The sequence below is a fragment of the Acinetobacter sp. ANC 3882 genome, assembly GCF_022549545.1.
GTDB lineage: Bacteria > Pseudomonadota > Gammaproteobacteria > Pseudomonadales > Moraxellaceae > Acinetobacter.
Genome location: NZ_JAKZGB010000012.1, coordinates 73,546 through 97,511, shown reverse-complemented (window position 1 = coordinate 97,511; position 23,966 = coordinate 73,546). Strand labels below are relative to the sequence as shown.

At 41.8% G+C, this 23,966-nt stretch carries 20 protein-coding genes and 1 pseudogene; 14 read left to right on the top strand and 7 right to left on the bottom strand.

Annotated elements, in window-relative coordinates; translation table 11 throughout:
• The first annotated feature begins 295 nt into the window (after positions 1–295).
• The 7 genes from MMO42_RS16875 (at position 296) to MMO42_RS16845 (ending at position 5,434) form a co-directional block, all read left to right on the top strand.
• Entirely contained in the window at positions 296–1,186 is an 891-nt protein-coding gene (locus MMO42_RS16875; RefSeq protein WP_241321419.1) for a VacJ family lipoprotein, read from the top strand.
• A gap of 130 nt (positions 1,187–1,316) precedes the next feature.
• On the top strand, positions 1,317–2,285 hold the full coding sequence (gene gigA / locus MMO42_RS16870; RefSeq protein ID WP_005291887.1) for an RsbU family protein phosphatase GigA: 969 nt from the start codon (positions 1,317–1,319) through the stop codon (positions 2,283–2,285).
• A 102-nt stretch (positions 2,286–2,387) separates the two neighbouring features.
• A complete protein-coding gene (gene gigB, locus MMO42_RS16865) occupies positions 2,388–2,909 on the top strand; it encodes an anti-anti-sigma factor GigB (RefSeq protein ID WP_005210604.1) in 522 nt (173 codons plus the stop codon).
• A 28-nt stretch (positions 2,910–2,937) separates the two neighbouring features.
• On the top strand, positions 2,938–3,762 hold the full coding sequence (locus MMO42_RS16860) for a carbon-nitrogen hydrolase family protein (protein ID WP_241321418.1): 825 nt from the start codon (positions 2,938–2,940) through the stop codon (positions 3,760–3,762).
• Between the two features lie 211 nt (positions 3,763–3,973).
• The gene (locus tag MMO42_RS16855) at positions 3,974–4,336 is read left to right on the top strand and encodes a DUF4951 domain-containing protein (RefSeq protein WP_005291884.1); all 363 of its coding nucleotides are present in this window, start codon (positions 3,974–3,976) and stop codon (positions 4,334–4,336) included.
• 138 nt (positions 4,337–4,474) lie between these two features.
• The gene (locus tag MMO42_RS16850; protein WP_241321417.1) at positions 4,475–4,912 is read left to right on the top strand and encodes a MarR family transcriptional regulator; all 438 of its coding nucleotides are present in this window, start codon (positions 4,475–4,477) and stop codon (positions 4,910–4,912) included.
• A gap of 87 nt (positions 4,913–4,999) precedes the next feature.
• Entirely contained in the window at positions 5,000–5,434 is a 435-nt protein-coding gene (locus MMO42_RS16845) for an organic hydroperoxide resistance protein (protein WP_241321416.1), read from the top strand.
• Between the two features lie 62 nt (positions 5,435–5,496).
• On the opposite strand, the gene gspE is transcribed toward MMO42_RS16845, so the two are convergent.
• Positions 5,497–6,987: a type II secretion system ATPase GspE gene (gspE, locus tag MMO42_RS16840; RefSeq protein WP_241321415.1), complete on the bottom strand. Its 1,491-nt coding sequence runs from the start codon at positions 6,985–6,987 to the stop codon at positions 5,497–5,499.
• Between the two features lie 93 nt (positions 6,988–7,080).
• Between gspE and MMO42_RS16835 the strand changes: the two genes are divergently transcribed.
• Together MMO42_RS16835 and MMO42_RS16830 are read left to right on the top strand one after the other, a co-directional pair.
• Positions 7,081–7,902, top strand: a complete 822-nt coding sequence (locus MMO42_RS16835) for a hypothetical protein (RefSeq protein ID WP_241321414.1) — start codon at positions 7,081–7,083, stop codon at positions 7,900–7,902.
• Between the two features lie 9 nt (positions 7,903–7,911).
• On the top strand, positions 7,912–8,829 hold the full coding sequence (locus MMO42_RS16830) for a mechanosensitive ion channel family protein (protein ID WP_241321413.1): 918 nt from the start codon (positions 7,912–7,914) through the stop codon (positions 8,827–8,829).
• Here MMO42_RS16830 and MMO42_RS16825 read toward each other — a convergent pair.
• Positions 8,830–11,694 (bottom strand): annotated as a pseudogene (locus tag MMO42_RS16825) (DUF2339 domain-containing protein).
• Positions 11,695–11,882: 188 nt separating this feature from the next.
• On the opposite strand from MMO42_RS16825, the gene polA reads away from it, so the two are divergent.
• Positions 11,883–14,648 carry a DNA polymerase I gene (polA, locus tag MMO42_RS16820; protein WP_241321412.1) on the top strand — a complete coding sequence of 922 codons (2,766 nt, stop codon included), beginning with the start codon at positions 11,883–11,885 and terminating at the stop codon, positions 14,646–14,648.
• Between the two features lie 127 nt (positions 14,649–14,775).
• Positions 14,776–15,906, top strand: coding sequence for an acyltransferase (locus MMO42_RS16815; protein ID WP_241321411.1), 1,131 nt, complete (start codon positions 14,776–14,778; stop codon positions 15,904–15,906).
• 41 nt (positions 15,907–15,947) lie between these two features.
• Here the strand turns inward: MMO42_RS16815 and MMO42_RS16810 are convergent, their stop codons facing one another.
• The 5 genes from MMO42_RS16810 to ppx are packed head-to-tail and all read right to left on the bottom strand — an operon-like array spanning position 15,948 to position 21,078.
• Complete coding sequence (locus MMO42_RS16810; protein ID WP_005291862.1) at positions 15,948–16,517, bottom strand: YggT family protein; 570 nt, start codon at positions 16,515–16,517, stop codon at positions 15,948–15,950.
• Positions 16,518–16,533: 16 nt separating this feature from the next.
• A complete protein-coding gene (gene proC / locus MMO42_RS16805; RefSeq protein WP_241321410.1) occupies positions 16,534–17,373 on the bottom strand; it encodes a pyrroline-5-carboxylate reductase in 840 nt (279 codons plus the stop codon).
• 3 nt (positions 17,374–17,376) lie between these two features.
• Positions 17,377–18,768, bottom strand: coding sequence for a tRNA lysidine(34) synthetase TilS (tilS, locus tag MMO42_RS16800; protein ID WP_277603371.1), 1,392 nt, complete (start codon positions 18,766–18,768; stop codon positions 17,377–17,379).
• The gene (locus tag MMO42_RS16795) at positions 18,705–19,529 is read right to left on the bottom strand and encodes an acetyl-CoA carboxylase carboxyltransferase subunit alpha (RefSeq protein ID WP_005291856.1); all 825 of its coding nucleotides are present in this window, start codon (positions 19,527–19,529) and stop codon (positions 18,705–18,707) included. Before MMO42_RS16795 ends, tilS begins: the two co-directional genes overlap by 64 nt.
• Before the next feature lie 28 nt (positions 19,530–19,557).
• Complete coding sequence (gene ppx / locus MMO42_RS16790; protein WP_241321409.1) at positions 19,558–21,078, bottom strand: exopolyphosphatase; 1,521 nt, start codon at positions 21,076–21,078, stop codon at positions 19,558–19,560.
• A gap of 273 nt (positions 21,079–21,351) precedes the next feature.
• Here ppx and trxA point away from each other — a divergent pair, with 273 nt between their 5' ends.
• From trxA to MMO42_RS16775, 3 genes are all read left to right on the top strand, one after another.
• Positions 21,352–21,678: a thioredoxin gene (gene trxA / locus MMO42_RS16785; RefSeq protein ID WP_005146523.1), complete on the top strand. Its 327-nt coding sequence runs from the start codon at positions 21,352–21,354 to the stop codon at positions 21,676–21,678.
• 330 nt (positions 21,679–22,008) lie between these two features.
• Complete coding sequence (rho, locus tag MMO42_RS16780) at positions 22,009–23,277, top strand: transcription termination factor Rho (RefSeq protein WP_005146524.1); 1,269 nt, start codon at positions 22,009–22,011, stop codon at positions 23,275–23,277.
• A 396-nt stretch (positions 23,278–23,673) separates the two neighbouring features.
• The gene (locus tag MMO42_RS16775) at positions 23,674–23,940 is read left to right on the top strand and encodes a hypothetical protein (RefSeq protein ID WP_241321408.1); all 267 of its coding nucleotides are present in this window, start codon (positions 23,674–23,676) and stop codon (positions 23,938–23,940) included.
• Positions 23,941–23,966 lie beyond the last annotated feature (26 nt).

The following is a 23,966-nucleotide window of genomic DNA, read 5'->3' as shown; positions in this document are numbered from 1 at the left end:
AAAAATTTAACCCTTAAGCCAAATCCTTGTTTCTCAACAAGTTTTTATCTGCATCACCGCCGATGGATGTGCATTCTACAGCATTTCAGACCAGGTGCAACCCCCTAAACTATCTTTTTTATTCGAATGAACATTTTTAAACCAAATTCACAATTTTTCTTATATTTTTCGACCGAATTTGTTTTAATAATAAGAGAACAACTAAACTGTATGCCTTATCTTTATGTTTTGCGTTCAGTGACGCACTCATTTTAATGGCTGTATTATTTCGCTCTAACAGCGATTAAGGACTTATATGCATTACTCCAATTTTATCTTGCTTGGGTTGTTAACTGCTGGAGCATGTTCATCAGTATTGGCACAAGAGGCTCCTACCAGTGATTCAGCCAATCAAGCGAATGCTGTAGGAACTCCAGTCACTGCAGAACAAAAGATATCAACAATTCAGGCCATCAAAGATTTAAAACATCTCACCAAGAATGATTTAAAAGTAAATGCCAATGCAGCACAGCCAGATTCAGTGAAAGACCCATTACAACCACTGAATCGACAAATTTATGCATTCAATGACATGTTAGACCGCAACCTGTTAAAGCCAGTTGCGATTCAATATGTTGCCAAAGTGCCAGAACCTGTACGTAGCCCATATCGTCAATTTCGTAAAAACTTAGGTGAGCCTTGGAATGCAGTCAATCAATTAATCCAAGGCCGACCGACCCGCGCGGCAAAAAGCTTAGGTCGTTTCACCCTGAATACCTTAACAACTTTAGGTTTTGCTGATCCTGCACGTCGTTTAGGTTTAACCACTGAAGAAGAAAGCTTTGGTGTGACACTCGGCTATTATGGTGTTCCATCTGGTCCTTATGTGATGTTGCCATTTTTTGGGCCAAGTACTTTCCGTGATGGTTTAGGTTTGGCTGCAGATAGCTATGGTCGCCCACAAAAATACTTATTAGAAGATCAAGATGGAATTTACTGGTCTACCAATGTATTGCAAGCCATTGATGCACGCTCTCAGATACTTGATATTGAAGAAAGCTTAAAAGGCGATAAATATTCAATGATCCGTGATTTTTATTTACAGCGTAAATCCTTCCAGATTGCAGAGAAACGCGGTGACGCGAATGATGTATCTTTCATTGGCGATGCGGATGATGTTGACGATGCTTCTTCTGACGATAAATGATTAAGCTAAAATAATGTTTTACAAACTAATGTATTGCCAGAGAATTTAAACTCTGGCAATACTATGTATAAGGTCATGTTTCATCTATGATGAATTTTAAATGATCATACAAAGGATTGACTATTCATCTATGTATTTCATACAACCCACGCGTTCCGTACCTTGTTTAGATCAAGCTTTAACTGAGTTACCGAGTTTGCAGATCATTCAAATTGATGATTTGGATTTGTATGATCAAACCATCATTGCAATTGCCGATGTGCAAGACTTTTTAAAATATCAGTGGAAACTTCCAACAGTAGTGCTTGCATTTGAACATGAAGGTACAGCCTTAGCGCAAGCATGGGAACAAGGTGCATTAGCCGGTTGGATTTGGGATAGTTTGCCAAAAAATCCGATTCATTCTTTGTTTAAAATAGATGCTCAATACAAACGTAATCAAGATAGTCGAGACTTACCATCTGCTGCCGAATTGCAAAAACGTCTTTTACCAAACCCAATTGAATTACCAAACTATCAGTTTGAATCCCTTTTTCAGCCGTCTGCTTACTTGTCTGGCGATTGGTATGATTATTGGCGCTTAAATGATGAAGAGGTTTTGTTTTATCTTGCAGATGTCTCAGGACATGGCGTCACCAGTAGCTTATTGACGTCTTGGATGGCAGCCTTTCATGGTCGTTCCAAAACACCAAGCCAATTGATTCAAAAGCTTAATGCAATGTTGGTGCAAGAAAATATTGAAAAACACATTACCATGGTTGCTGGGATCTTAAACCTAGTCACCCATGAAGTGCGTTGGTCAAGTGCAGGACATTATCCTCCCCCTATTATTTTTGAACCGAATCAACCGCCTCAGATATTAACCACAAGTAGCTTCCCACTTGGCTTGACTGAGGAGCTTGAAGTCGAAGAACATCACTGTAAATTAAGTCGCCATGCACGGTTTATTTTATGTTCAGATGGCGCCTTGGAGCCCTTCGATGGTGGCCTCAATGATCAGTTTAATCAATTGGTCGAACATCTTAAAAATGACTCATTCAAAGCCCCTGAACATGTGGCTGATGACATTGCAATTTTAAGCATATGCCGAATGAATTAACTTTAAATTCAACATCTTAATTAAATCACACCTCTCAACCACTTGTGTCTCCAATATCACTATGGGATAATTTGATATCCTTTCTCTGAAAATGGCATTTATATGTCAACAGGTCATGTTGAATATGCAAGTTTGAACGGAACGCATATTTTCAAGCTTATTGGCGAAGTGCGTGCTCACTCTTGTATAAGTCTAGACAAATTACTCAATCGAATTGAACAGCAGCAGAATGTTGTTGGTGCAATCGTTGATTTAACTGAAACCACGTTTATTGACAGTACCGTTTTAGGCATACTGGCAAAACTAGGTTTAAAGCTTAAGCAAGTTCATCACATACAAGCTGTTATGCTCTCGACAAATCCAGATATTACGACCTTGGCCAATAGCATGGGGCTTGGGCAAGTGTTTGTGATTTTAAACTACTGTGGCGATCCAAGTGTATGTACTTTGGAACTTACAGAAGAGCAAGTCACCCATAGTGCAATGCTCAACACCGTGCTCGACGCACACAAAACACTGATGCGTTTGAACGAAAACAACCAAAATATGTTTGAACCACTGGTTAAGCAATTGCAAAAAGAGCAAGATTGCTTAAATCTCGACGTACAAAAACAAAACGCTTGATCGTTAAACTCAGTATCGTGATCTCCCTATGACCTTACTTTCTGTTGCACAAATGAATTCTCAAAATGACATTGAAGCAAACTTCGATGTCATCGAGTCATTAATCCAGCAAAGTAAGGCTCAGGCAGCCGAGCTGATCGTTTTTCCTGAGAATTTTGTTTGCTTTGCTGCGGGTAAGCAGCGTGAAACCGCAGCACAGTTCGAAGTCATTCAAGCGCGTTTAGAACAATTGGCACATCGTTATCAAATCTGGATTGTTGCAGGTACACTCCCATGCCCTTTCCGTCCAGATGGCTCGGTCATTCAAGATGGCCGTGTTCGCACTGTCAGCTTATGTATTAGTCCTGAAGGGACTGAAGCACGCTACGACAAAATCCACTTGTTTGATGTACAAGTCGGTGATGCTGTAGGGGGTTATCAAGAATCAAAGTTCTTTGAGCCTGGTGATGAAGTCGTTGTCGCAAAAACACCTTTTGGCAATATTGGACTCATGGTTTGCTATGACTTACGTTTCCCTGAACTTGCTTTAAGTCTGCGTCAACAAGGTGCAGATATGTTAACGGCTCCTGCAGCCTTTACTTACACCACAGGTCAGCTTCACTGGCAATTGTTACTACAAGCACGCGCCATGGACAGCCAATGTTATGTCTTAGGTGCCGCTCAGCAAGGTTGGCACGGCGAACAGCGTCAAACTTGGGGGCATGCAGGTATTACGGATAGCCGTGGACAACTGTTGCAAAGTATCGATACAGATGGACACGGTTTAATTAGCACAGAATTTGACCCTGAAGCACAAAACAAGCTTCGTCTTGCCATGCCCTTAATGCAGCATCGTAAAATTATTGCCTATTAATCTCCGCTTCACTCTTAGAATGATTTAAACGTTCTACTGTACAAAATATAAACACCCAAGACCAATCTGACTGCAATAGTCAACTTTTATAAATGTCTGATATATAGAATCATGATTTAATACAAATTATTGATCATAGTAGAACAAAGTCAGCTAACTTTGGGCTATGCATGATGTAACATCCTCCGTTAATTCTTATTAAGTTTTATACATGTTTAGATTTATTGTTATTTTCTTTTTTTTGGGGACAGCTGCACAACTTCACGCGACATCTGTGGATGTAGATGGTAATGAATCCACTCAATCATCTCGCGTTTTGTCTACGCCGCAAAACTTATCACTCAATGCTTTCGGGCAATGGATTATTGGCTGGGGAACCGGTGCGGAAGGCGCAAGGCAGAGATTGGACAATATTCAACGTGAAGATGTTGCCGTGATTAAGCAAAAAGGTACAACCCTAGAAATGATCAAAGCTTGGCAACAACATTTTGAACTTGAAGCACAAAATAATCTCAGCAATCCTACCGCGCGCTATCGGGCACGATTAATGAAGAAAATTGCTGAGCTTTGGTAATTTTCAATTTAAGTTATCTATAGAAAGCATAGGTTTTTGCAACTTATGCTTTTTTCATTTGAATTGATGCGTAAACTGCTTAGGTAATCGATCAGAGCAAGATATACTGATCCTATTCAATTACCATTTGAGGACTGCATGGGCGAAGAACATCCGCAACTGTTATTAGATAATCAGTTATGTTTTCTGATTTATTCGACCAATCTTGCCTTGAATCAAGTTTATCGCCAATTACTCGCGCCACTTGGCTTGACCTATCCACAATATCTGGTGATGTTGGTGTTATGGGAAAAAGATCAGCTGACGGTTTCAGACATCGGTGAACGATTATTTCTAGAGTCATCTACACTCACGCCCTTACTCAAAAAACTTGAAGCAGCTGGCCTGATTACCCGTAAACGCTCAAGTAAAGATGAGCGACAGGTGATTATTACCCTGACCGCACAAGGTCAAGCTTTACAATTACAAGCCACTGATATTCCAAATCAATTGGCCCAAGCTGCATCGTGCTCACCTACAACATTATTGGCATTAAAAGATCAGCTTTCCGAACTTCGTAGCAACCTAAACAAATAAGCTTGAAATTTACACAACAACAACTTGTATTTTTACTTATATCGTGTACGATTTAATTGCATTCAATAATATTTAGGAATAATAATCATGTCTCTAGAACAAGTGGTTTATCGTGCTGAAGCAAAAGCAACTGGCGGTCGTGATGGTCGTGCAACGTCTTCTGACGGTGTTTTAGATGTTCAGTTAGGTGTGCCAAAAGAAATGGGCGGTGCTGGTGGCGCAGTAACCAACCCAGAACAACTGTTTGCAGCAGGTTATTCTGCATGTTTCTTAGGCGCAATGAAGTTTGTTGCGAATCGAGATAAATTCAAGATTACGAAAGATGCCTATGTTGAGGGTGAAGTCGGCATTGGTCCGATTCCGAATGGCTTTGGTATCGAAGTAACACTGAATGTTTATTTAGTTGGAATGGAACAAGCTGAAGCAGAACAATTGGTTGCTGCTGCACATATTGTTTGTCCTTATTCAAATGCAACGCGTGGCAATATCGATGTGACTTTCAATATCGTGACCACTGCATAATCCTCCCTCTCAAAAAAAACAGCATGGTTTGACCATGCTGTTTTTTATTTAAAGTTTAAAGCTTACTCTTCTGCAGCTTCATTGGTCACACGAAGCACTTCTTCCAATGTGGTTTTTCCAGCTAAGACCTTCAATAAACCATCATCACGAATCGACGCTGCGTAACGACGCGCATGATTTTCCAACTCAAATTCAGCTGCATTCCCATGAATGAGACGGCGCATTGACTCATCCACTGGCACGATCTCATAGATTGCAGTTCGCCCGCTAAAACCAACGTGTGAACATTTTTCACAACCATGCGGTTCAGGCAACTCCATATGCTCATCAACCTTGAGATGCTGGAATACTTGTCGCTCGAAATCATCAGCCTTACGCCAAGTCACACAATGCGGACATAAAGTACGAACCAGACGCTGTGCAATCACACCAATCAAGGAACTCGCCAATAAGAAAGGCTCGATCCCCATATCTTTTAATCGTGTTACTGCCCCAATTGCGGTATTGGTGTGCAGTGTGGAAAGTACCAAGTGACCCGTCAAAGAGGCTTGTACAGCAATTTCCGCAGTTTCTAAGTCACGAATCTCACCCACCATCACCACGTCTGGATCTTGACGTAACATTGCTTTTAATGCGCGCGCAAAGGTCATATCCACTTTGGTATTGACCTGTGTTTGCCCAATCCCCTCCAATTGATATTCAATCGGATCTTCGGCAGTCAAAATATTGCGAGTGTGGTCATTCAAATCGGACAAGGCCGCATACAAGGTGGTGGTTTTACCCGAACCTGTTGGACCTGTGACCAAGATAATGCCATGTGGACGATGGACCAATTGCGTTAAACGATCATAGTCATTTTGCATTAAACCGAGATGCGTCATGTTTAAACGACCCGCTTGCTTATCCAGCAAACGCATAACTACGCGCTCTCCATGCGAAGAGGGTAAGGTCGAGACACGCACATCTACTTCACGCCCTGCGAGACGTAATGAAATACGACCATCTTGAGGTACACGCTTTTCAGCAATATCCAGTTTAGCCATGACCTTGATACGTGACACCAGCAATGGTGCTAATTCACGGCGTGGTTGAACAATTTCACGTAACTGCCCATCGACACGCAAACGTACTGAGAGCTTTTTCTCAAAAGCTTCAATATGAATATCAGAGGCACTGACCCGAATCGCTTCAGATAATAAGGCATTGATTAAACGAACAATCGGTGCATCATCTTCTTGATCCATCAAGTCTTCGGCTTCAGGTACCTGATCTGCCAAACTCAACAAATCAGGATGATCTTCCAAGCCTGCCGCAACTTGTTGCGACTCACCTGTATCCCCTGCATAGCTAGAACTTAATAAGGCATGAAACTCTTGATCAGTACACAACTGATCATGAGCGGATTTCCCCAAAATTCGACGAGCTTCCTGCAAAGCAATACGCGCGGTGTCCTTGCGTCGTACAATAAAAATTTGATCACCTTCATAACGTAACAAAACGCCATGTCGTTTAGCAAAACTATAAGGAATTTGTATTTGTTTAAGTATTTGCATCACACAAATAATGATAAGAGAAAGTATTGAGTGTACTCTAAGCAGATTACAGCGTGAAGTCTGTTTAGCATACTCACACAGGAATTTTGCATCTTGTCTCAAAATAATCAATATCAAGCTCCCCATTCCGACACTTTGAAATGGTGGGGCGAACAACAATTCGAAATTCAACAGGCCAAAGCTTGGCAATTCGGTTCATTGCTATTTCGTCTTACTCGCGGCATCAAAGAATGGCGTTTGGAATATCATCGTCCTCAGTTTCAGTATGACTACGAGCAGCAGTGGCGGATATTGAACGATATCGAATTTGCCATGCCACCTCCAGCAAAAATTGAACGCTATATGTTTCACAAGACCAATGGCACCTTTCATTTGATGCCTCGTCTGGCGGATCGTTCTGTGGTGATTCGACCTGTTGACCCCATCTATATTCCAGCAGGTCAGCGCGGCACTTTATATATCAGTACCCCCTTGTGGATTGCGGGTCTGGTGGATGGCCTTTCTGAACCGCTTTTTGATATTCCTGTGATTCAACCCAAAGACACCTGGTTTGGTAAAGACCCACAAAATGGTGAGATCTGCTACGCCACCTCTGTGGATGGTCGTATCGATTTGAATCTACTTAAACCACGTGCTTTCCGTGCGGTCACACCGATTGAGTTTCACAACACCAGTCATCATCAATTGCGCTTTGATCGTATGAATGTGCCTGTACCTGCCCTGCCATTATTTTATAGTGAAAGTACAGGACGCTTATGGACCTCGCAAATTAAGGTCTATTACGAAGGTACTGATCATCCAGCACGTATTCGTATTGAAAATAAAACCCCAACCCAAGCGGGTGAAGTCACCTATGTGCATCCCCCTCGCGCACCAGGCAGTACTTTATTCAATATGTTTGATTCATTTTTTTAAGGGGTTGCGATGCCTAATTCAAATATTCCAAAAGATGTGGCTGGCAGTCTCACCAGTTTTTTTACCAATATTAACTTTGAGCGGCTTAGCGAAATCGTAGTTGCCGTTATTTTGTGTTTTATCGGCTTCGTGATTGCACGTCTAGTCTCAAACACCTTTATCCGTACCATTGGTAGTCGCTTTAATGCCCATCAACGTCTGCTATGGCGTCGGGGTATTTTTTACTTCATCTTCCTGTTGTTCATTATGACCAGCTTAAGAGAGGCAGGTTTTAAACTCAGTGTATTTTTGGGTGCAGCAGGGATATTAACTGTCGCGCTGGGTTTCGCCTCTCAAACTTCTGCCAGCAACTTGATCAGTGGTTTATTTTTGATTGGTGAAGGCTCTTTTGAAGTTGGTGATACCATTCAGATCACCTTGATTCGCGGTCAAACCATTGAAGGTGAAGTGATTTCGATTGATCTACTCTCTGTTAAGCTTCTGACACTGGACAATGTCTATATTCGCTTACCGAATGAGCAGTTGATCCGAACACCCGTAATGAATCTGTCTAAGTATCCGATACGGCGTATTCCAATTACACTGGCGATTAACTTCCATGAAGACATTCATAAAGTCCGACAGGTCTTATTGGATGTTGCTGCCAAGTATCCATTGGTCATGGATGACCCCAAAGCGACAGTTACTGTTACAGCGTTTAGAGAGTCTTCCATTGAGCTGTTATTTGCAGTGTGGTGCCGTCAGGAAAACTCGCTCAAAGTCCGCGATGAAATGCAGGAACGGATTCGTAACGGCTTCCTAGAAAATGAGATCGAAATTCCTGTACCGAAGATGGGTCTGATTGATCGACCTCTACCATTAGAAAATGATGAAATCGATCAATACGCCAATCAAAAAGAACTGAAAAGAGACGAGAAAGAAAGATAATTAACTTTCTTTCTTGGTTTCACCTAACGCAGGTGGCAACGGTGCGAGATAAGCAATCACCAGCATTACCGCTCCCGAGCCAATAAAAGAAATCACACGGGTTAACGTGCCGCTTTGCGATAAATCCAATAACAACAGTTTCGCCACCACAATGCCTAACAACGCTGCACCGACAAACCAGATTTGTCGGATGTGGCGACGGCTGGAAAATGTCATCAGAACGAAGGCTAAAACAACCCACAATAACGTCAAACTGAGTTGTACATCACCATTCGACCAAATTGCGCTGCTCCATAATGGTGTACCCAAATAATGATGCATAGCACGGACCACCACGCTACTCAGCACCAATAGGCCAATCAAAATGGTAATCACTTTAAAGCCCCATTCCATTGAACGCTCAGCACTAAAGTCATGATGATAAATCATCCAGATCAGACCAAAGAACATCACTAAAGACAGAAGATCGGTCAGATTAAGCAGCGGTAGAAAATAATATTGCTGCGCAGAATATGGATCCAGACTGACCAATAGCAACCAAAATAGCGTTAAACACCAGATGGGTAACTGATGCAGCAATTCGGTTTAATTCGATATAAATCGCCAAATACTATAAATCGCGGGAATAATCGCAAGTGCTACAATTGGCATGATTGGGAAAATAGCCAATCCTATACTGGCGAGACCGAGCCAAAGCAAAGCAGACCACGGCATAACAGCAGCTTTAGATGTGTTAGCAGCACTCAAGCTGCTCAGTATCAGCGTAATCACAATGGATGCCACTGCAAATGTCACTTGATTTAAACTGCTTGACCAATGCCAAACCGCATAGACATTTTGCGCAAAACTTTCGCCATAGAGTAAAGCTAACAAACCACCCAATAAGATCAGTTGTACATTGCCCCACTGCAATCGTGATTTCACATGCACTGCCAGACTAAACAATGCCAGTAGTATTGCCGCAATCGCCAGATAAGGACTTAACCCATGTTGCTGCCATTGCATGAATTCAACACCTGCAATCGCTCCTGAATATAACCCAAGTGCTAAAAACACGCCGCTTAACATCCGCGCACTGAAATATTTCTCAACGGCTTGATAATGCAATAAATAGAAGGCAGAAATAAATTGGGCCAAGGCATAAATCAGGGTACTAAGAATCGGGAAATGATCGTTTGACCAAACTTGGAAAAGTAATGCCACCGAACTGAGTAAGACCAAGGCTACGCCAATATAACGGCTTAAACGATAACGCTCAGTCACACCCCAAACAATCAGCGCAGTTCCCTGAATCACCCAACCCGTTGAAGTCCAATGTGCACCTTTGGCCAACGGGAAAATCAATGCAACAAATACTACGGCAAGAATAAAGAAACTTTTGGCTAAAATTGAGAGTTGTGGATGCTGACGTTTAATCCAAAGATTTAAAGCAATATAAGTCGCAGCAAGTGCAACTGCGCCCCAAGTGAGTGCTGTCGTCGAGTTATGCATTAAATAAGCATGTAAGGAAAAGCCCAAGACAGGCACACTAAAGATCAGCCCGACATCTAAAATAGGTTGTAAACGAGTTTTTTGATTCGTTTGTTGCTGCTCATTCTGAGCACGCAGCATCAACTGACTATAACGAATACTCAGCCAGATAAATAAAGCCATATGCAACCACAGGATCATATCCAAGGTATCAAACTGTGAGGTTTTTGCATAAATCCCAATGGTTGAACCACCAATAAACATGGTGGCAAAAAACGCAATTTGATGCAGAATTTTCCATGGTTGAATAAAGTTCAACGCTGCCACGGCCAAGTTAATCACAAAGTAATAGCCAAACAAGAAAATCACATCAGGATGATTTTGAGGAATCACCAGTGGAGCTAGATAGGCCATGGTCAATGCCAACATAGCCAAATACAAGGCCTGTTGCTTTAAGCTCAGATAGACCGTTGCCAATAATAAAAAGACAAACAGCATACTGGCAGTGCTTAAGCTGGCAATCACTGCAAAATGATGTGAAAAAATCAAGGTTAAGAAGATCACCGCCAGCCCTACACCCTGTAGAGCGACTGCAAATAATTGATTTTTCTTTTGTAGTAAATATCCCGCAATTGTGGTGACCACACCTGCAATCGCAATAAAACCCAGTTTCACGCCTAGGCTGAGTTGCCAATGCTCACTAGCAAAACGTAATAATAAAATCACACCAACCATTAATATAGCGACCGCGACACGCAGAATCGGATTACCGTGCATCATCCAGTCCAGTGCAGGCTGCCACCAAGCAGGTGCTTGCATTTGAGTTGAATTGGGTAACTGTACAAGGGCAGGATCAATTGAATGTTGTGAAGATTCAGGTTTAGCCTGCATCCATGCAGGTTGTTGTTCTAAGCGAGAAGCGTTTGAAGCTGTCGTTTCAACTAATTCAACAGATTCTTCAGTGCTTGGAGCCTGTTGTTGAGCTTGAATTGAAACATCTGAGCGTAGTGATTGAGTTGCATATTGCTCTAAATGCAACAATCGGGTCTGAAAGGCACTGATGGTATGAATCAAACATAAAAGTAATACCAATAAAGCACCACCTGCGAGCCACATCCATGTATTGGCATAGGCAAATAGCGCAACGAGTGCCGCGCCATATATCACAGTTTTTTGTACGCCAATAACAGCCCCCAATGCAAAATAGCTTGGTGCTGCTTGTTCTAGTTGAAGTAAACGCTGATGAATTTCAGACAGGATGTGCACAATAACAACGGTCAAACCAATTGTAGCGGCAACAATGGTCCCTTGCCATTTGAAGGCAACTGCACAAGCGAGCAGTATCGTCAGCGCGATTAGAACAATGACAATTCCCTGTTTGTCGTTTTTATACATAGACTTATATCAGTTCTGACAGCTTCATTGCAGTCATATTACTTGATCACTAGTTCAGCAGGTAATGTTACATACAAAATACTGCAAATTTTCAACGACACAACTAGCCGTACTCTTCCACGTTCAGATAAGACAGCCACGGCTTTTTCACGTAAAATAGCAGCTAATTTATAATTAGGATTTGCGCAATGCCACCTTTTGTCTTGGTTGACGGGTCTTATTTCTTATTTCGTGCTTTTCACGCTTTACCACCATTAACCACGTCTACTGGCTTACATACCAATGCAATACGTGGTGCAATTTCGGCAATCCAAAAACTGATGCGTCGCACTCAGCCGACTCACATGGCTGTGATTTTTGATACACCTGAACCCACCTTTCGTCACAAGTTATCGCCGATTTATAAAGGTGATCGCCCAAGTATGCCTGAGGAATTATCGCAACAGATTCCTTATCTACATGCGTTGATTAAAGCCCAAGGTATTCCTTTATATTTTCTCGCCGGTGCGGAAGCGGATGACATTATTGGGACGTTAACCAAACGTGCCTTGGCAGAAGGTCATCATGTCCTCATCTCGACGGGTGACAAAGACATGGCGCAGTTGGTCAATGAACATGTCAAACTCGAAGACAGTTTTAAAGAACGTGTTTTAGATGAAGCAGGTGTTTTTGAAAAGTTTGGTGTCCATCCAAATCAAATCATTGATTACCTCACGCTGATGGGCGATGCTTCTGACGGTATTATGGGTGTTCCAGGGGTTGGCGCGAAAACTGCGGCGAAGTTGTTAAATGAATACGGCACATTGAATAATATTATTGCCAATGCCGATCAGCTCAAAGGTAAACTCAGCCAGAATATTAAAGATAATGTAGACAACATCAAAGTTGACCATCAACTTGCCAGTATTGTCTGTGACCTTGATCTCGCCTTAGATTGGCATGACCTGAAACTGTCCAATCCAAATGTAGATCAGTTACGTAGTCTCTATACTGAGCTCGAATTCCGTAATCAGTTACAGTCGCTGGATCATCCAAATAATCCGAACAGTTCGGCTTATCAACAAACCTCTCAAAGTATTGCCAAAGCTGAGCAAAAACCTGAGCAAGTGGTTATTGAAGATCATGCCAGTCTAACCAGTCAAGATGATCAATTGGGCACAGCCACCTATCATACTGTGCTGAGCCAACAAGATTGGGATGCTTTATTGCAACGTATGCAGCAAGCCGATCATTTTGCGATTGATACAGAAACCACCAACTTAGATTATCGTGTAGCTGAATTGGTTGGTTTCTCGGTCGCATTTGATGCCAAGGACGCCTATTACGTCCCTGTTGCACATGATTATGAAGGTGCACCAGAACAACTGAATCGTGAACAATTGCTCGCTCAAATCAAACCGATTCTTGAAAATGAGCAAGTGAAGAAAATTGGTCATCATCTCAAATACGATGCTCATATCTTTGCCAATCACGGTATCACCATTCAAGGCTGGTATTTCGATACCATGCTCGCGTCATATGTATTGAATGCCGCAGCAACACGACATGGTATGGATGATGTCGCTCGTCTCTATCTCAGTCATTTAACTACGACCTTTGAACAGATCGCAGGTAAAGGTGCCAAGCAAAAAACCTTCAATCAGATTGAGCTTGAAGTTGCAGCACATTATGCCGCTGAAGATGCACACGTCACTTATCGCTTGTATGAAGTACTCGCTGCGAAATTAAAAAGCTCTCCTGAACTGGTCAATATTCTGCATAACATTGAAATGCCGGTTGCCCGTGTCCTCACAGGAATGGAAGAAGATGGCATTAAGCTCGACCATCAATTCCTCGATCAGCTCAGTGTTGAATTTTCAGAAACGATCCAAACGCTGGAAGCTCAAGCAGCAGAACTAGCAGGCGAAGCCTTTAATGTTGCCTCACCAAAACAGGTCGGCGAAGTCCTGTTTGAAAAACTAGGACTCAAAGGCGGTAAGAAAACAGCAACAGGTCAATACAGTACCAGCGAAAGTATTTTAGAAAAAATCGAACATCCATTGGCTGAAGTCATTTTGGAACATCGTGGCTTGGCAAAACTCAAAAATACTTATACTGATCGCCTGATTGAACAATCGCATGATACAACGCATCGTGTGCATACCAGCTATCATCAAGCCTTAACTGCAACAGGTCGTTTGTCTTCAACCGATCCAAACCTTCAGAACATTCCAATCCGTACCCCAATTGGGCGTCAAATTCGTAAAGCCTTTATCGCACCTGAAGGTCGCGTATTATTGGCAGCCGATTACTCGCAGATCGAATTGCGTTTAATGGCACATTTCTCTCAAGATGATGCGTTAGTGCATGCCTTCCAGCAAGGTCAGGACGTGCATCGCCGTACCGCTTCTGAGGTACTGGGTATCGATATTGAAGATGTGACCAATGACCAACGTCGCCAAGCCAAAGCAGTTAACTTTGGTCTGCTGTATGGGATGTCTGAATTTGGCTTAACCCGTCAGCTCGGCTTTACGCGTGAAGAATCGCGAAGCTATATCGCACGTTACTTCCAGCGTTATCCGGGTGTATTGGATTATATGGAACGTACTCGTCAGATTGCACGTGAACAAGGCTTTGTTGAAACTATTTTAGGTCGTCGTTTATACACACCCGACATTATGGCAACCAATAAAATGATCAAACAAGCGGCTGAACGTGCGGCAATCAATGCGCCTTTACAAGGCAGTGCCGCAGATATTATTAAACTTGCCATGATCGCAGTGGATAAAGTTCTGCCTAAAGCTCAGGCCAAGCTGTTATTACAAGTGCACGATGAACTTGTGTTTGAAGCGGATGCTGCGATTGCAGATAAACTTTCAAAACAAATTGCTGAAGTGATGCAATCGGTATTAGAAATTTCAGTACCGTTTGTGGTTGAAGTTGGACAAGGTCCAAACTGGGATGCAGCACACTAACTCATCCGCACACCACAAAAACAAAATGTTTCTTGCAGACAGGGGATAAAGTCCCCTGCGCTACAAGAAAACTGAAAATAAAGAATATCTTATAAAAATTAATTCGTATAGGAGTAAGGAATGCAACATGTCCTTTAATCAAGTTCAATTTAACCGCTATCACTCTATTGATTCATTACGCTGTATTTCAATCTTTTTGGTTTTACTACATCACTTCAATATTCCTTATAAGCTGTTTGACACCTCGATCAATTTTCAGGTTTTTGGTGAAAACATCACCACGCTTTTAGCTCGAAATGGTAACTATGGTGTCACAATGTTCTTTGTGATCTCAGGTTATCTCATCACCTCACACACCATCAAACGCTGGGGTACATTACACCAGATTAATACTCGGGACTTTTACATTTCACGATTTGCTCGCATCATGCCCACCTTGATCTTGCTGATCTGTCTGGTTAATTTTTTAGCTGCTTTTGAGCTAAAACCCTTTATGACGCAAGCCCCTAATGGCATTGTCGTGGCTCAATCAACCGTCAATCTAGCCGCACTGACCTTTTGGATGAACATCCTGATTATAGAGAATGGCTGGGTCAACTATGCGCTTGGAGTGTTATGGTCTTTATCTGTAGAAGAGGTTTTCTACCTACTTTTTCCACTGACAGCACTGCTCTTTAAGAAAAAACCCTACTTTCTATTTGTCTGTTTCGCGCTGATTATATTTGCACCTTATTTTAGATATTTACATTATGGTGAGGAAAGTGGCGCGTACTTATACCATTACTTTTCTAGTTTTGATGGCATTGCTTTTGGCTGTATCGCAGCACTCATTGCTCCTCAACTTAAGCTGCAAACCCAAACCTGGTTAGGTCTGAAATACATGGCGATTGTGACCATGTTTATCATTTATTTTTCTGCACCGATCAAAGAAAACTGTATTTGGGGCGTCAGTCTATTTGCACTTGCGACAGCAATCGTGATTGTTGCAAATGTAGTAAATGAACAGGTAGGTATACAGCAGCAACGCTTTCAATTGCTGCAAAACATCGGTAAGAACAGTTATGAAATTTATTTATTTCATCTCATTATTTTAGGTTTTTTCAAGCTGTTTTATACACCAGCAATCACCGAGGGCAATATTAAACTGGTCTTATTATTGATCTATTTCGTGCTTGCGCTTGGAGTAGGTGCTTTCATTGCACGCTATTTCTCCAATCCGTTAAATCGGGTTATACGACAACGTTTAATCAAGAAATAAAAAATGGGCATCACGCCCATTTTTTATTAAATCAAACTTGCTTAAAGGCCAGTTAATAATACCTTAGCGGCTTCATTCATTAAGATTTCAGCCACATATAGAGTTAAAAACGCCAAAATTGGAGAGAGATCGATCATCCCCATGTTCGGTAATAACCGACGGAAAGGTGCAAGTAAAGGCTCAGCAAGTTCCTGAATCACTTCGATATAAGGTGAGCGAGACTGTGTAAACATCACCACCCAACTTAAAATGATCGTTGCAAAAATTAAATAACGACAGAAACGAATCAAGTCTTGAATCATGGTCACAAATGTCGTGATCACCAGATACACAGCACTATGCGGCATCTGTCCAGACAAATACATCAGACCGAACATTTTCAGTAAATACAGCACCACCAACAAAGCAACTGCCGCCAAATTGACACGGCCCTTGCCCACAGTCGGGAAAATGCGACTAAATACATCCACAATCTTGGTGGCTTTCACGGTTGAAAGGACCACGGGATTGTATGGACTGACTGCCGCCAATTGCATTAAAAAACGGAAAAAGACCAATAAAATTGCAACATTGATCAAAACACCAAAAATTAGCGCAGAACTTGCACCCATAATTGTCTTATCCTACTTAAACCGATTTAGTCTTGTCACTCAACTCTTGCGCTAGCTCTTGGCTACGCTTCTGAGCTGCTGCAAGCGCTGCTTGAATATTTTGTGAAATCTGCGCACGATCAAACACCTCTAAAGCTGCTTGGGTTGTGCCATTTGGAGAGGTCACATTTTTACGTAATTCTGCTGGAGAATTTGAGCTGGTAATCGCCATTTGCGCCGCGCCTAACGCTGTCTGCAAAGTCAATGCTGTCGCTACTTTCTCATCCAAGCCCAAGTTTTTACCAGCGCGAATCATACTCTCCATCAAATAGAAGAAGTATGCAGGACCAGAACCAGAGACTGCGGTTACCGCATCAATTTGGGCTTCACTCTCTACCCAGATCGTTAAACCTGTCGCCGCTAAAATTTGACTGGTTAACTCGCGATCTTGAGCATTAACTGCTTCTGGTGCATAAATCCCATGTGCACCGGTTTGTACCAATGCAGGTGTATTTGGCATCACACGCACAACACGTTGACTGCCACCAATTAAATCTGAAATTGTTTGAATTTCAGCACCCGCAATAATTGAGATCACGAGTTTATCTGACAATAAGCCTTTTAATGGTTGTAATACCGTTGCTAAAACTTGTGGTTTTACCGCCAACACCACCACATCTGCATGTTGAACTGCTTCAACATTATCAGTTGTGGTTTGAATTCCTTTTTCTTCTAATATGTGACGAATTTGCTCTACTGGGTCAGAAACGGTAATGCGGGTCGTCGGTAAACCGCGAGAAAGCAGCCCACCAATCAAGGCTTGCGCCATGTTACCACCGCCAATAAAACAAATATTTTTATTCAATGCTGTCGCCATGTCCTACTCATCATATGATAAAGACGGATGAAAAAAGTCATCACTGTCAGAAATTAAACTTGGTTGCCAACCACCCTGCTCGATATAGTCAGATTGCGCCAACCAAAAACCCTTTGGGCTAAAAACCCCAAGCATAACATTATCTACGACTAATATTTGAATTGTATGACGTAACCAAGGCAAAATCTGTAGCTCTTGAATGGCTTTTTTCAGCGGCCAATGTCCAATACGACCATAAAGATGAATTTTTTCACCGCCCTGCCGTTTGAGCAACTTTAACTCTCGCCCTAAAAGCTGTGAGGAAAGACCAATCGTTTGTGGTTTGATCTTAAATTTTCCAGCCGCAATATCGATGGTTTCGCCCATCTCAAACTGCTGTGACAACGTATGCGGATGGGAACATCGTTTTTCTGCGTACAACTCATCATGCGTTAAACGATATAACTTCTTCTGATAGCGAACGAAATAATGTTGATTGAGATGTAATGTTGCCTGAGCGTCTGGTTTTGCAAGAATCACTTCATTTTGCAAACGCTGCACCATATCGTAACTCGGCCGATACTGATCCGAACCCTTCATCCAAGCAGATAATAATTGACGTTGCCGTGCAGCAGAAAGTTGCTCCAACTCGATCAAATCCAGTTCACGATCGGTTGCACATTGTTGCCAATCTTTTAGCAACACATCATCCAATATTTCTGCGGCATCTTGCATTAAATAACTGGTCCGTGCGATAGCGGACTGCATTTTAGGGAAGCGTTTTTGTAAAACACCCCATAACGCTTCTCGGCACCATGCTCGATCATAATGTGTGTCGTGATTGGTTGGATCGGTCACATAATCAAACCCAAGTTGCTGTGACCATTGTTCAATTTGCTCACGACTTAAATCTAAAAATGGTCGCCAAATGGTCATGTCTTGACGAACATCCAGTTGCTGCATTGCAGCTAAACCTTGAACGCCAGCCCCAGAAAATAACCTTAATAGAAGCGTTTCAGCCTGATCCTGCTGATGATGTGCTAAAACTAGAATTTCATTGGATTGTAAATGTTGTTGATAAGCCTGATAACGTGCTTGACGCGCTTGCTGTTCCAAATTGCCTGTTTCCACAGAGACTTTTTGCACAATACAAGGAATATTGAGGCGTTGAGATTGCTTTTGAACCAACATACCCCACTCATCACTCATCGCTTGAAGTTGATGATCTACATAAATCGCGCGTGTGTGAGTCGGGAAAAGTTCAGACATCAGAAACAGCAACAGCATGGAATCCATGCCGCCGCTACACCCAATCAAAAATTGAGTTTGTTCAGAAAAATGCTGTGTTTGTGCTAAGACGCGATGCCTAAATTGCTGCTGCCAAACTTCATTAAACGTTGATAACGTGCGTCGCATCGTTCTTGCGCATCCATCGGTTGCAATTCATCTAAAGCTTGTTTGAGCACATCTTTCAAATCATGCATGACTTTTTCAGGTTGCAAATGTGCGCCCTCACCTTCATCCACAACATATTCAACAATGCCTAAAGCTTGAAGTTTGTCTGCAGTTAAAGAAAGAGCCTCACTTGCCTGTGCTGCTTTATCTGCGGTCTTCCACAGAATAGAAGCACAACCTTCAGGTGAAATCACGGAATAAATACTATGTGACAGCATAATCACACGATCGGCCACACCAATCCCGAGTGCACCACCTGAACCACCTTCACCAAGTATTGTTGCAATCACAGGAACTTTTAAGCTTGAAAGTTGTGCCAAACTGGTTGCAATCGCTTCTGCTTGGCCACGTTCTTCTGCCCCAACACCTGGGTATGCGCCCATCGTATCGACGAAGGTAAACACAGGTAAATTAAAACGTTCCGCCATATCAAGCAAACGTTGTGATTTACGGTACCCTTCTGGGTTACACATGCCAAAGTTATGCTGCAACTTTTCGCGTGTGCTGCGACCACGATGTTGACCAACCACCATCACAGGTTGTCCGTCAAAACGCGCCAAACCGCCAATCATGGCACCATCATCACCAAATAAACGGTCGCCATGAAGTGCATCAAATTCAGTAAAAATTTCACTGACATAATCTAGAAATTGCGGACGCTCAGGGTGTCGTGCAATTTGAACCGTAGCCCAAGCCTTGGACTGAGTCGCTTTATTTTTCATAAGTCAAGAATGGTCCATAATAATATGGTTAATCTACAAATTTGTCTGACTGAATATTTAACTCAATGTCCCAATGCTTAAATTGCACCTGCTCATCATGCAGGTCAGCAACCAATAAAGGCCATTGTTTAGCATCGCCAGAAACGCTGAGTTGCCATTGTTGATCATTTACAACACTCAATTCAATGGCAGGAAGCATCTGATCACTACGACTATGGTTCAGCAAAACAGCGAGACGAAGCAATAAACAAAGATACAGTAAATGGCTACCGCCGACCTTTAAAACGTCATTTTTTGCATCTGCACGCAACTTACGACGGTGATGCGAAACCAAATGCGAGAGATGATTTTGATCAATTTGTGAGAAACCCGGAATATCTGAATGTTGCAGTAAATACGCCCCATGACGGTGATAACCACCATGGCTAATTGCCAATCCAATTTCATGCAAATATGCTGCGCGACGCAGTAAGTCACTGTCTTCAGTCGTTAAATTTAAAGCAGCAGCAACCCCATCAAACAATTCTTGTGCCGTATTTACCACTCGTTCGGCTTGTTTTGGATCTGCGTTGTAGCGCCCCATTAATGCCTGCACACTGCGGTCACGAATATCTTCATGTTTGAAACGCCCCAACAAGTCATACATCACGCCTTCACGTAATGCACCGTCAGAATATGCCAATTTGTCGATATCTAAAACTTCAAAAATCGCATATAAAATCGCAAGACCAGCTGGCAAAACTGCTCGACGGTCTTCACGTAGACCTTCAAAATCAATTTCAGTGATATGTTTAAATTTAAGTAATCGATCTTTTAATTTATATAAACCGTCACGAGTCAAATTTTCTTGTTCGTCACTTAGACCTAAATTAACTGAAATTTGACGGCAAGCTTTGATCGTTCCGCTTGAACCGACAACGGTATCCCAACCTTCAGATTTATACGTATTGGCAATTGCAGAAAGTTCTTTACGCGCAGCAACGACAGCTTTATCAAAAGCCTTCGCTGAAATTTCACCATCAGGGAAATAGGTTTTACTATAGGCGACACAACCCATTTGTAAGGATTCAGTATGTAGTGGTTCAAATTCTTCACCAATAATGAATTCGGTTGAGCCACCACCAATATCAACCACTAAGCGTCGACCGCCATTGGCCATGGTATGTGAAACACCTAAATAAATCAGACGTGCTTCTTCACGACCAGCAATGATTTCAATTGGCTTGGGTAAAATTTCTGCTGCTTTTTGAATAAATTCATGGCCATTTTTAGCTTGTCTTAAGGCATTGGTCGCAACAATTCTCAACCGATTTGCCTGTACCGAGCTTAAACGTCCAACAAAACGGGCTAAACAAGCCAATCCGCGTTGTTGTGCAGCTTCAGTTAAATTCTTATTTTCATCAAGCCCAGCAGCTAACTGTACTTTTTCTGACATTGAAGCAACTTTCTTAACTTCACCGTGATCAACACGAGCGATTGCCAGATGGAAACTATTCGATCCCATATCAATCGCAGCAAGTAATTCTTCATCAATCAGAAAATCAGACATTATTCATATAAACCCATGCTCAATTCACGCATTAGAGTAATTCACATGCTTACAATTTTAAAGTCATTTTAAGCAATAAAAGTACTGTATTTACGCTTTTACTTGATAAATGATTGTAGAAGTCGATGATCAACATCGTGAGCATCCATTAGACTTTTCGTTTTCAAACTTGAATAATCACAACAAACCCTTACATTGAATAAAGCGGCAATGTAATATTCATCATGATGATGATTAAATTCGCACTTTATTTCTTAAATTTGGAGCAACCTCATGTCTGCGACTATTGTTAATACAACTGATACAAACTTCCAAGCAGATGTTTTAGATGCTGAAACTCCTGTACTTGTTGACTTCTGGGCTGGCTGGTGTGCACCTTGTAAAGCGATTGCACCTGTTCTAGAAGACTTATCAAATGAATATGCAGGTAAAGTAAAAATCGTGAAAGTTGACGTGACTGCATGTGAAGATATTGCTGTAAAATATAACATTCGTAATATCCCAGCATTATTAATGTTTAAAAATGGCGAAGTTGTTGCTCAACAAGTAGGCGCAGCACCTCGTTCAAAACTTGCTGCATTCATTGATCAAAACATCTAATCCAATTGTTAAATGATCAATCTGAAAAATACGCGATTCAATGAATCGCGTATTTCTCGCTAAAAATTGACAAATTGCTTGATTTCCTCTATATTTCTGAATCAAGAAGCTTTGAATGGAATCTACTTCATTGCGCTTCTTACCAAGACACAAAACATAAGATCGCCGCTCGGCAATAAACAATTGTTTTCACATTTCTCTCTGAAACAATGAACCAGACTACTGAATCGTGGTTGTGTAAATACAATTACATCAGCATGTATGTATGCGGTCGATTTTTATTCTTTCCCTAACGTAGTCCTCCACTTATTCCATTCTGTCTGACCACTTATGAACTTAACTGAACTCAAGAAAAAACCCATTGGCGAACTCATTAAAATTGCGGAGTTTATGGGCCTTGAAGGCATGGCACGTAACCGTAAACAAGATATTATTTTTGCCATCTTAAAACGCCACGCCATGAACGGCGAAGAAATTTTTGGTGACGGTGTTCTCGAAATTCTTTCTGATGGTTTTGGCTTCCTACGCTCTGCTGCTGGTTCGTATCTCGCAGGGCCAGATGACATTTATGTGAGCCCATCACAAATTCGCCGCTTTAATTTACGTACGGGTGATACCATCACTGGCACAATCCGTCCGCCAAAAGAAGGTGAACGTTATTTTGCTTTGTTGAAAGTAAACCAAATTAACTACGATACACCTGAAAATTCACGTAATAAAATTTTATTCGAAAACCTTACGCCATTATTCCCTACCGAGCAATTGGTGATGGAATTGGGTAATGGTACCACTGAAGATTTAACCTCTCGTGTCGTCGATCTTGTTGCACCAATTGGTAAAGGTCAGCGTTCGATTATTGTTGCACCGCCAAAAGCGGGTAAAACAATGTTATTGCAAACCATTGCTCAATCGATTGTGCGTAATAACCCTGAAGTGTTCTTAATCGTACTTTTAATTGACGAACGTCCTGAAGAAGTCACCGAAATGGAACGTACTGTTCGCGGTGAAGTGATTGCATCTACATTTGATGAAGCTCCTGCTCGCCACGTTCAAGTTGCAGAGATGGTGATTGAGAAAGCTAAACGTTTAGTTGAACACAAGAAAGATGTCGTGATCCTACTTGACTCAATTACTCGCCTTGCACGTGCTTACAACACTGTGATTCCATCTTCAGGCAAAGTCTTGACTGGTGGTGTAGACGCTCACGCCCTAGAACGCCCTAAACGTTTCTTTGGTGCAGCACGTAACATTGAAGAAGGCGGTTCTTTGACCATCATTTCTACTGCTTTGATTGAAACAGGCAGTAAGATGGATGATGTGATTTACGAAGAATTTAAAGGTACTGGTAACCAAGAGATTACCCTTGATCGTCGCATCGCTGAGAAACGTGTGTTCCCTGCAATGAACATCAAGAAATCAGGTACTCGTCGTGAAGAACGTTTGATGGATGAAGATAACTTACGTAAGGTTTGGATTTTACGTAAGCTGTTACATCCAATGGATGAGCTTGCAGCGATGGAATTCTTATTGGATCGTATGAAAGAAACCAAGACCAATGATGATTTCTTCGATCAAATGAAGCGAAAAGCATCAACCTAAATCTTAGAGATACACATAAAAAGCCACCTTAATGGTGGCTTTTTTTATTTGGTTGACTTGATTACACAATATTTACATTTTTTAAAAAAAGTTATCAAAAATACTATTTTGTTGATTTATTTGAATATTTAAAAAATAAGTCATTTTATTTCCGCAACTTACCGATTTAAAATTTATTCTCCATAGTTATTTTCTATCAAAAAACAGCCAAATTCTGCCCATTTTTGTCGTTTTGTTGGACAGAACAGTAGTAATTCATGAATTGCTTTGATAGGATAGCTACAGACCAGTTAGGCTGCTCCCTGCGTTGTTACCTAAAGCGTTTAGGAATAATAAAAGCACAAACAGACTAACTTAAGGTTTTTTTTAATCTCACAATTTTATGAGAGTGATGCCATGTTATTCAAAAAATTCGCTGTTGCTGCTGCTATTGCTACTACTTTAGCTTTCGTTGGTTGCTCTAAGAAAGAAGAAGCGCCAGCTACTGACGCTACTGCTGCTGCATCTGAAGCTGTAGAAGCTGCTTCTGAAGCTGTAGAAGCTGTTGATGCTGCTGCTTCTGAAGCTGTTGCTACTACTGAAGCTGCTGCTTCTGACGTTGCTGAAGCTGCTTCTGACGTTGCTGCTGAAGCTGCTCCTGTTGAAGCTTCTGCTGCACAATAATCTATTTTTAGATTATAAAAAAGAGA

Coding starts and splice junctions, on each gene's coding strand:
- MMO42_RS16875 (WP_241321419.1), top strand. CDS start 296: ATGCATTACTCCAATTTTATCTTGCTTGGGTTGTTAACTGCTGGAGCA.
- gigA (WP_005291887.1), top strand. CDS start 1,317: ATGTATTTCATACAACCCACGCGTTCCGTACCTTGTTTAGATCAAGCT.
- gigB (WP_005210604.1), top strand. CDS start 2,388: ATGTCAACAGGTCATGTTGAATATGCAAGTTTGAACGGAACGCATATT.
- MMO42_RS16860 (WP_241321418.1), top strand. CDS start 2,938: ATGACCTTACTTTCTGTTGCACAAATGAATTCTCAAAATGACATTGAA.
- MMO42_RS16855 (WP_005291884.1), top strand. CDS start 3,974: ATGTTTAGATTTATTGTTATTTTCTTTTTTTTGGGGACAGCTGCACAA.
- MMO42_RS16850 (WP_241321417.1), top strand. CDS start 4,475: ATGGGCGAAGAACATCCGCAACTGTTATTAGATAATCAGTTATGTTTT.
- MMO42_RS16845 (WP_241321416.1), top strand. CDS start 5,000: ATGTCTCTAGAACAAGTGGTTTATCGTGCTGAAGCAAAAGCAACTGGC.
- gspE (WP_241321415.1), bottom strand. CDS start 6,987: ATGCAAATACTTAAACAAATACAAATTCCTTATAGTTTTGCTAAACGA.
- MMO42_RS16830 (WP_241321413.1), top strand. CDS start 7,912: ATGCCTAATTCAAATATTCCAAAAGATGTGGCTGGCAGTCTCACCAGT.
- polA (WP_241321412.1), top strand. CDS start 11,883: ATGCCACCTTTTGTCTTGGTTGACGGGTCTTATTTCTTATTTCGTGCT.
- MMO42_RS16815 (WP_241321411.1), top strand. CDS start 14,776: ATGTCCTTTAATCAAGTTCAATTTAACCGCTATCACTCTATTGATTCA.
- MMO42_RS16810 (WP_005291862.1), bottom strand. CDS start 16,517: ATGGGTGCAAGTTCTGCGCTAATTTTTGGTGTTTTGATCAATGTTGCA.
- proC (WP_241321410.1), bottom strand. CDS start 17,373: ATGGCGACAGCATTGAATAAAAATATTTGTTTTATTGGCGGTGGTAAC.
- tilS (WP_277603371.1), bottom strand. CDS start 18,768: ATGCGACGCACGTTATCAACGTTTAATGAAGTTTGGCAGCAGCAATTT.
- MMO42_RS16795 (WP_005291856.1), bottom strand. CDS start 19,529: ATGAAAAATAAAGCGACTCAGTCCAAGGCTTGGGCTACGGTTCAAATT.
- ppx (WP_241321409.1), bottom strand. CDS start 21,078: ATGTCTGATTTTCTGATTGATGAAGAATTACTTGCTGCGATTGATATG.
- trxA (WP_005146523.1), top strand. CDS start 21,352: ATGTCTGCGACTATTGTTAATACAACTGATACAAACTTCCAAGCAGAT.
- rho (WP_005146524.1), top strand. CDS start 22,009: ATGAACTTAACTGAACTCAAGAAAAAACCCATTGGCGAACTCATTAAA.
- MMO42_RS16775 (WP_241321408.1), top strand. CDS start 23,674: ATGTTATTCAAAAAATTCGCTGTTGCTGCTGCTATTGCTACTACTTTA.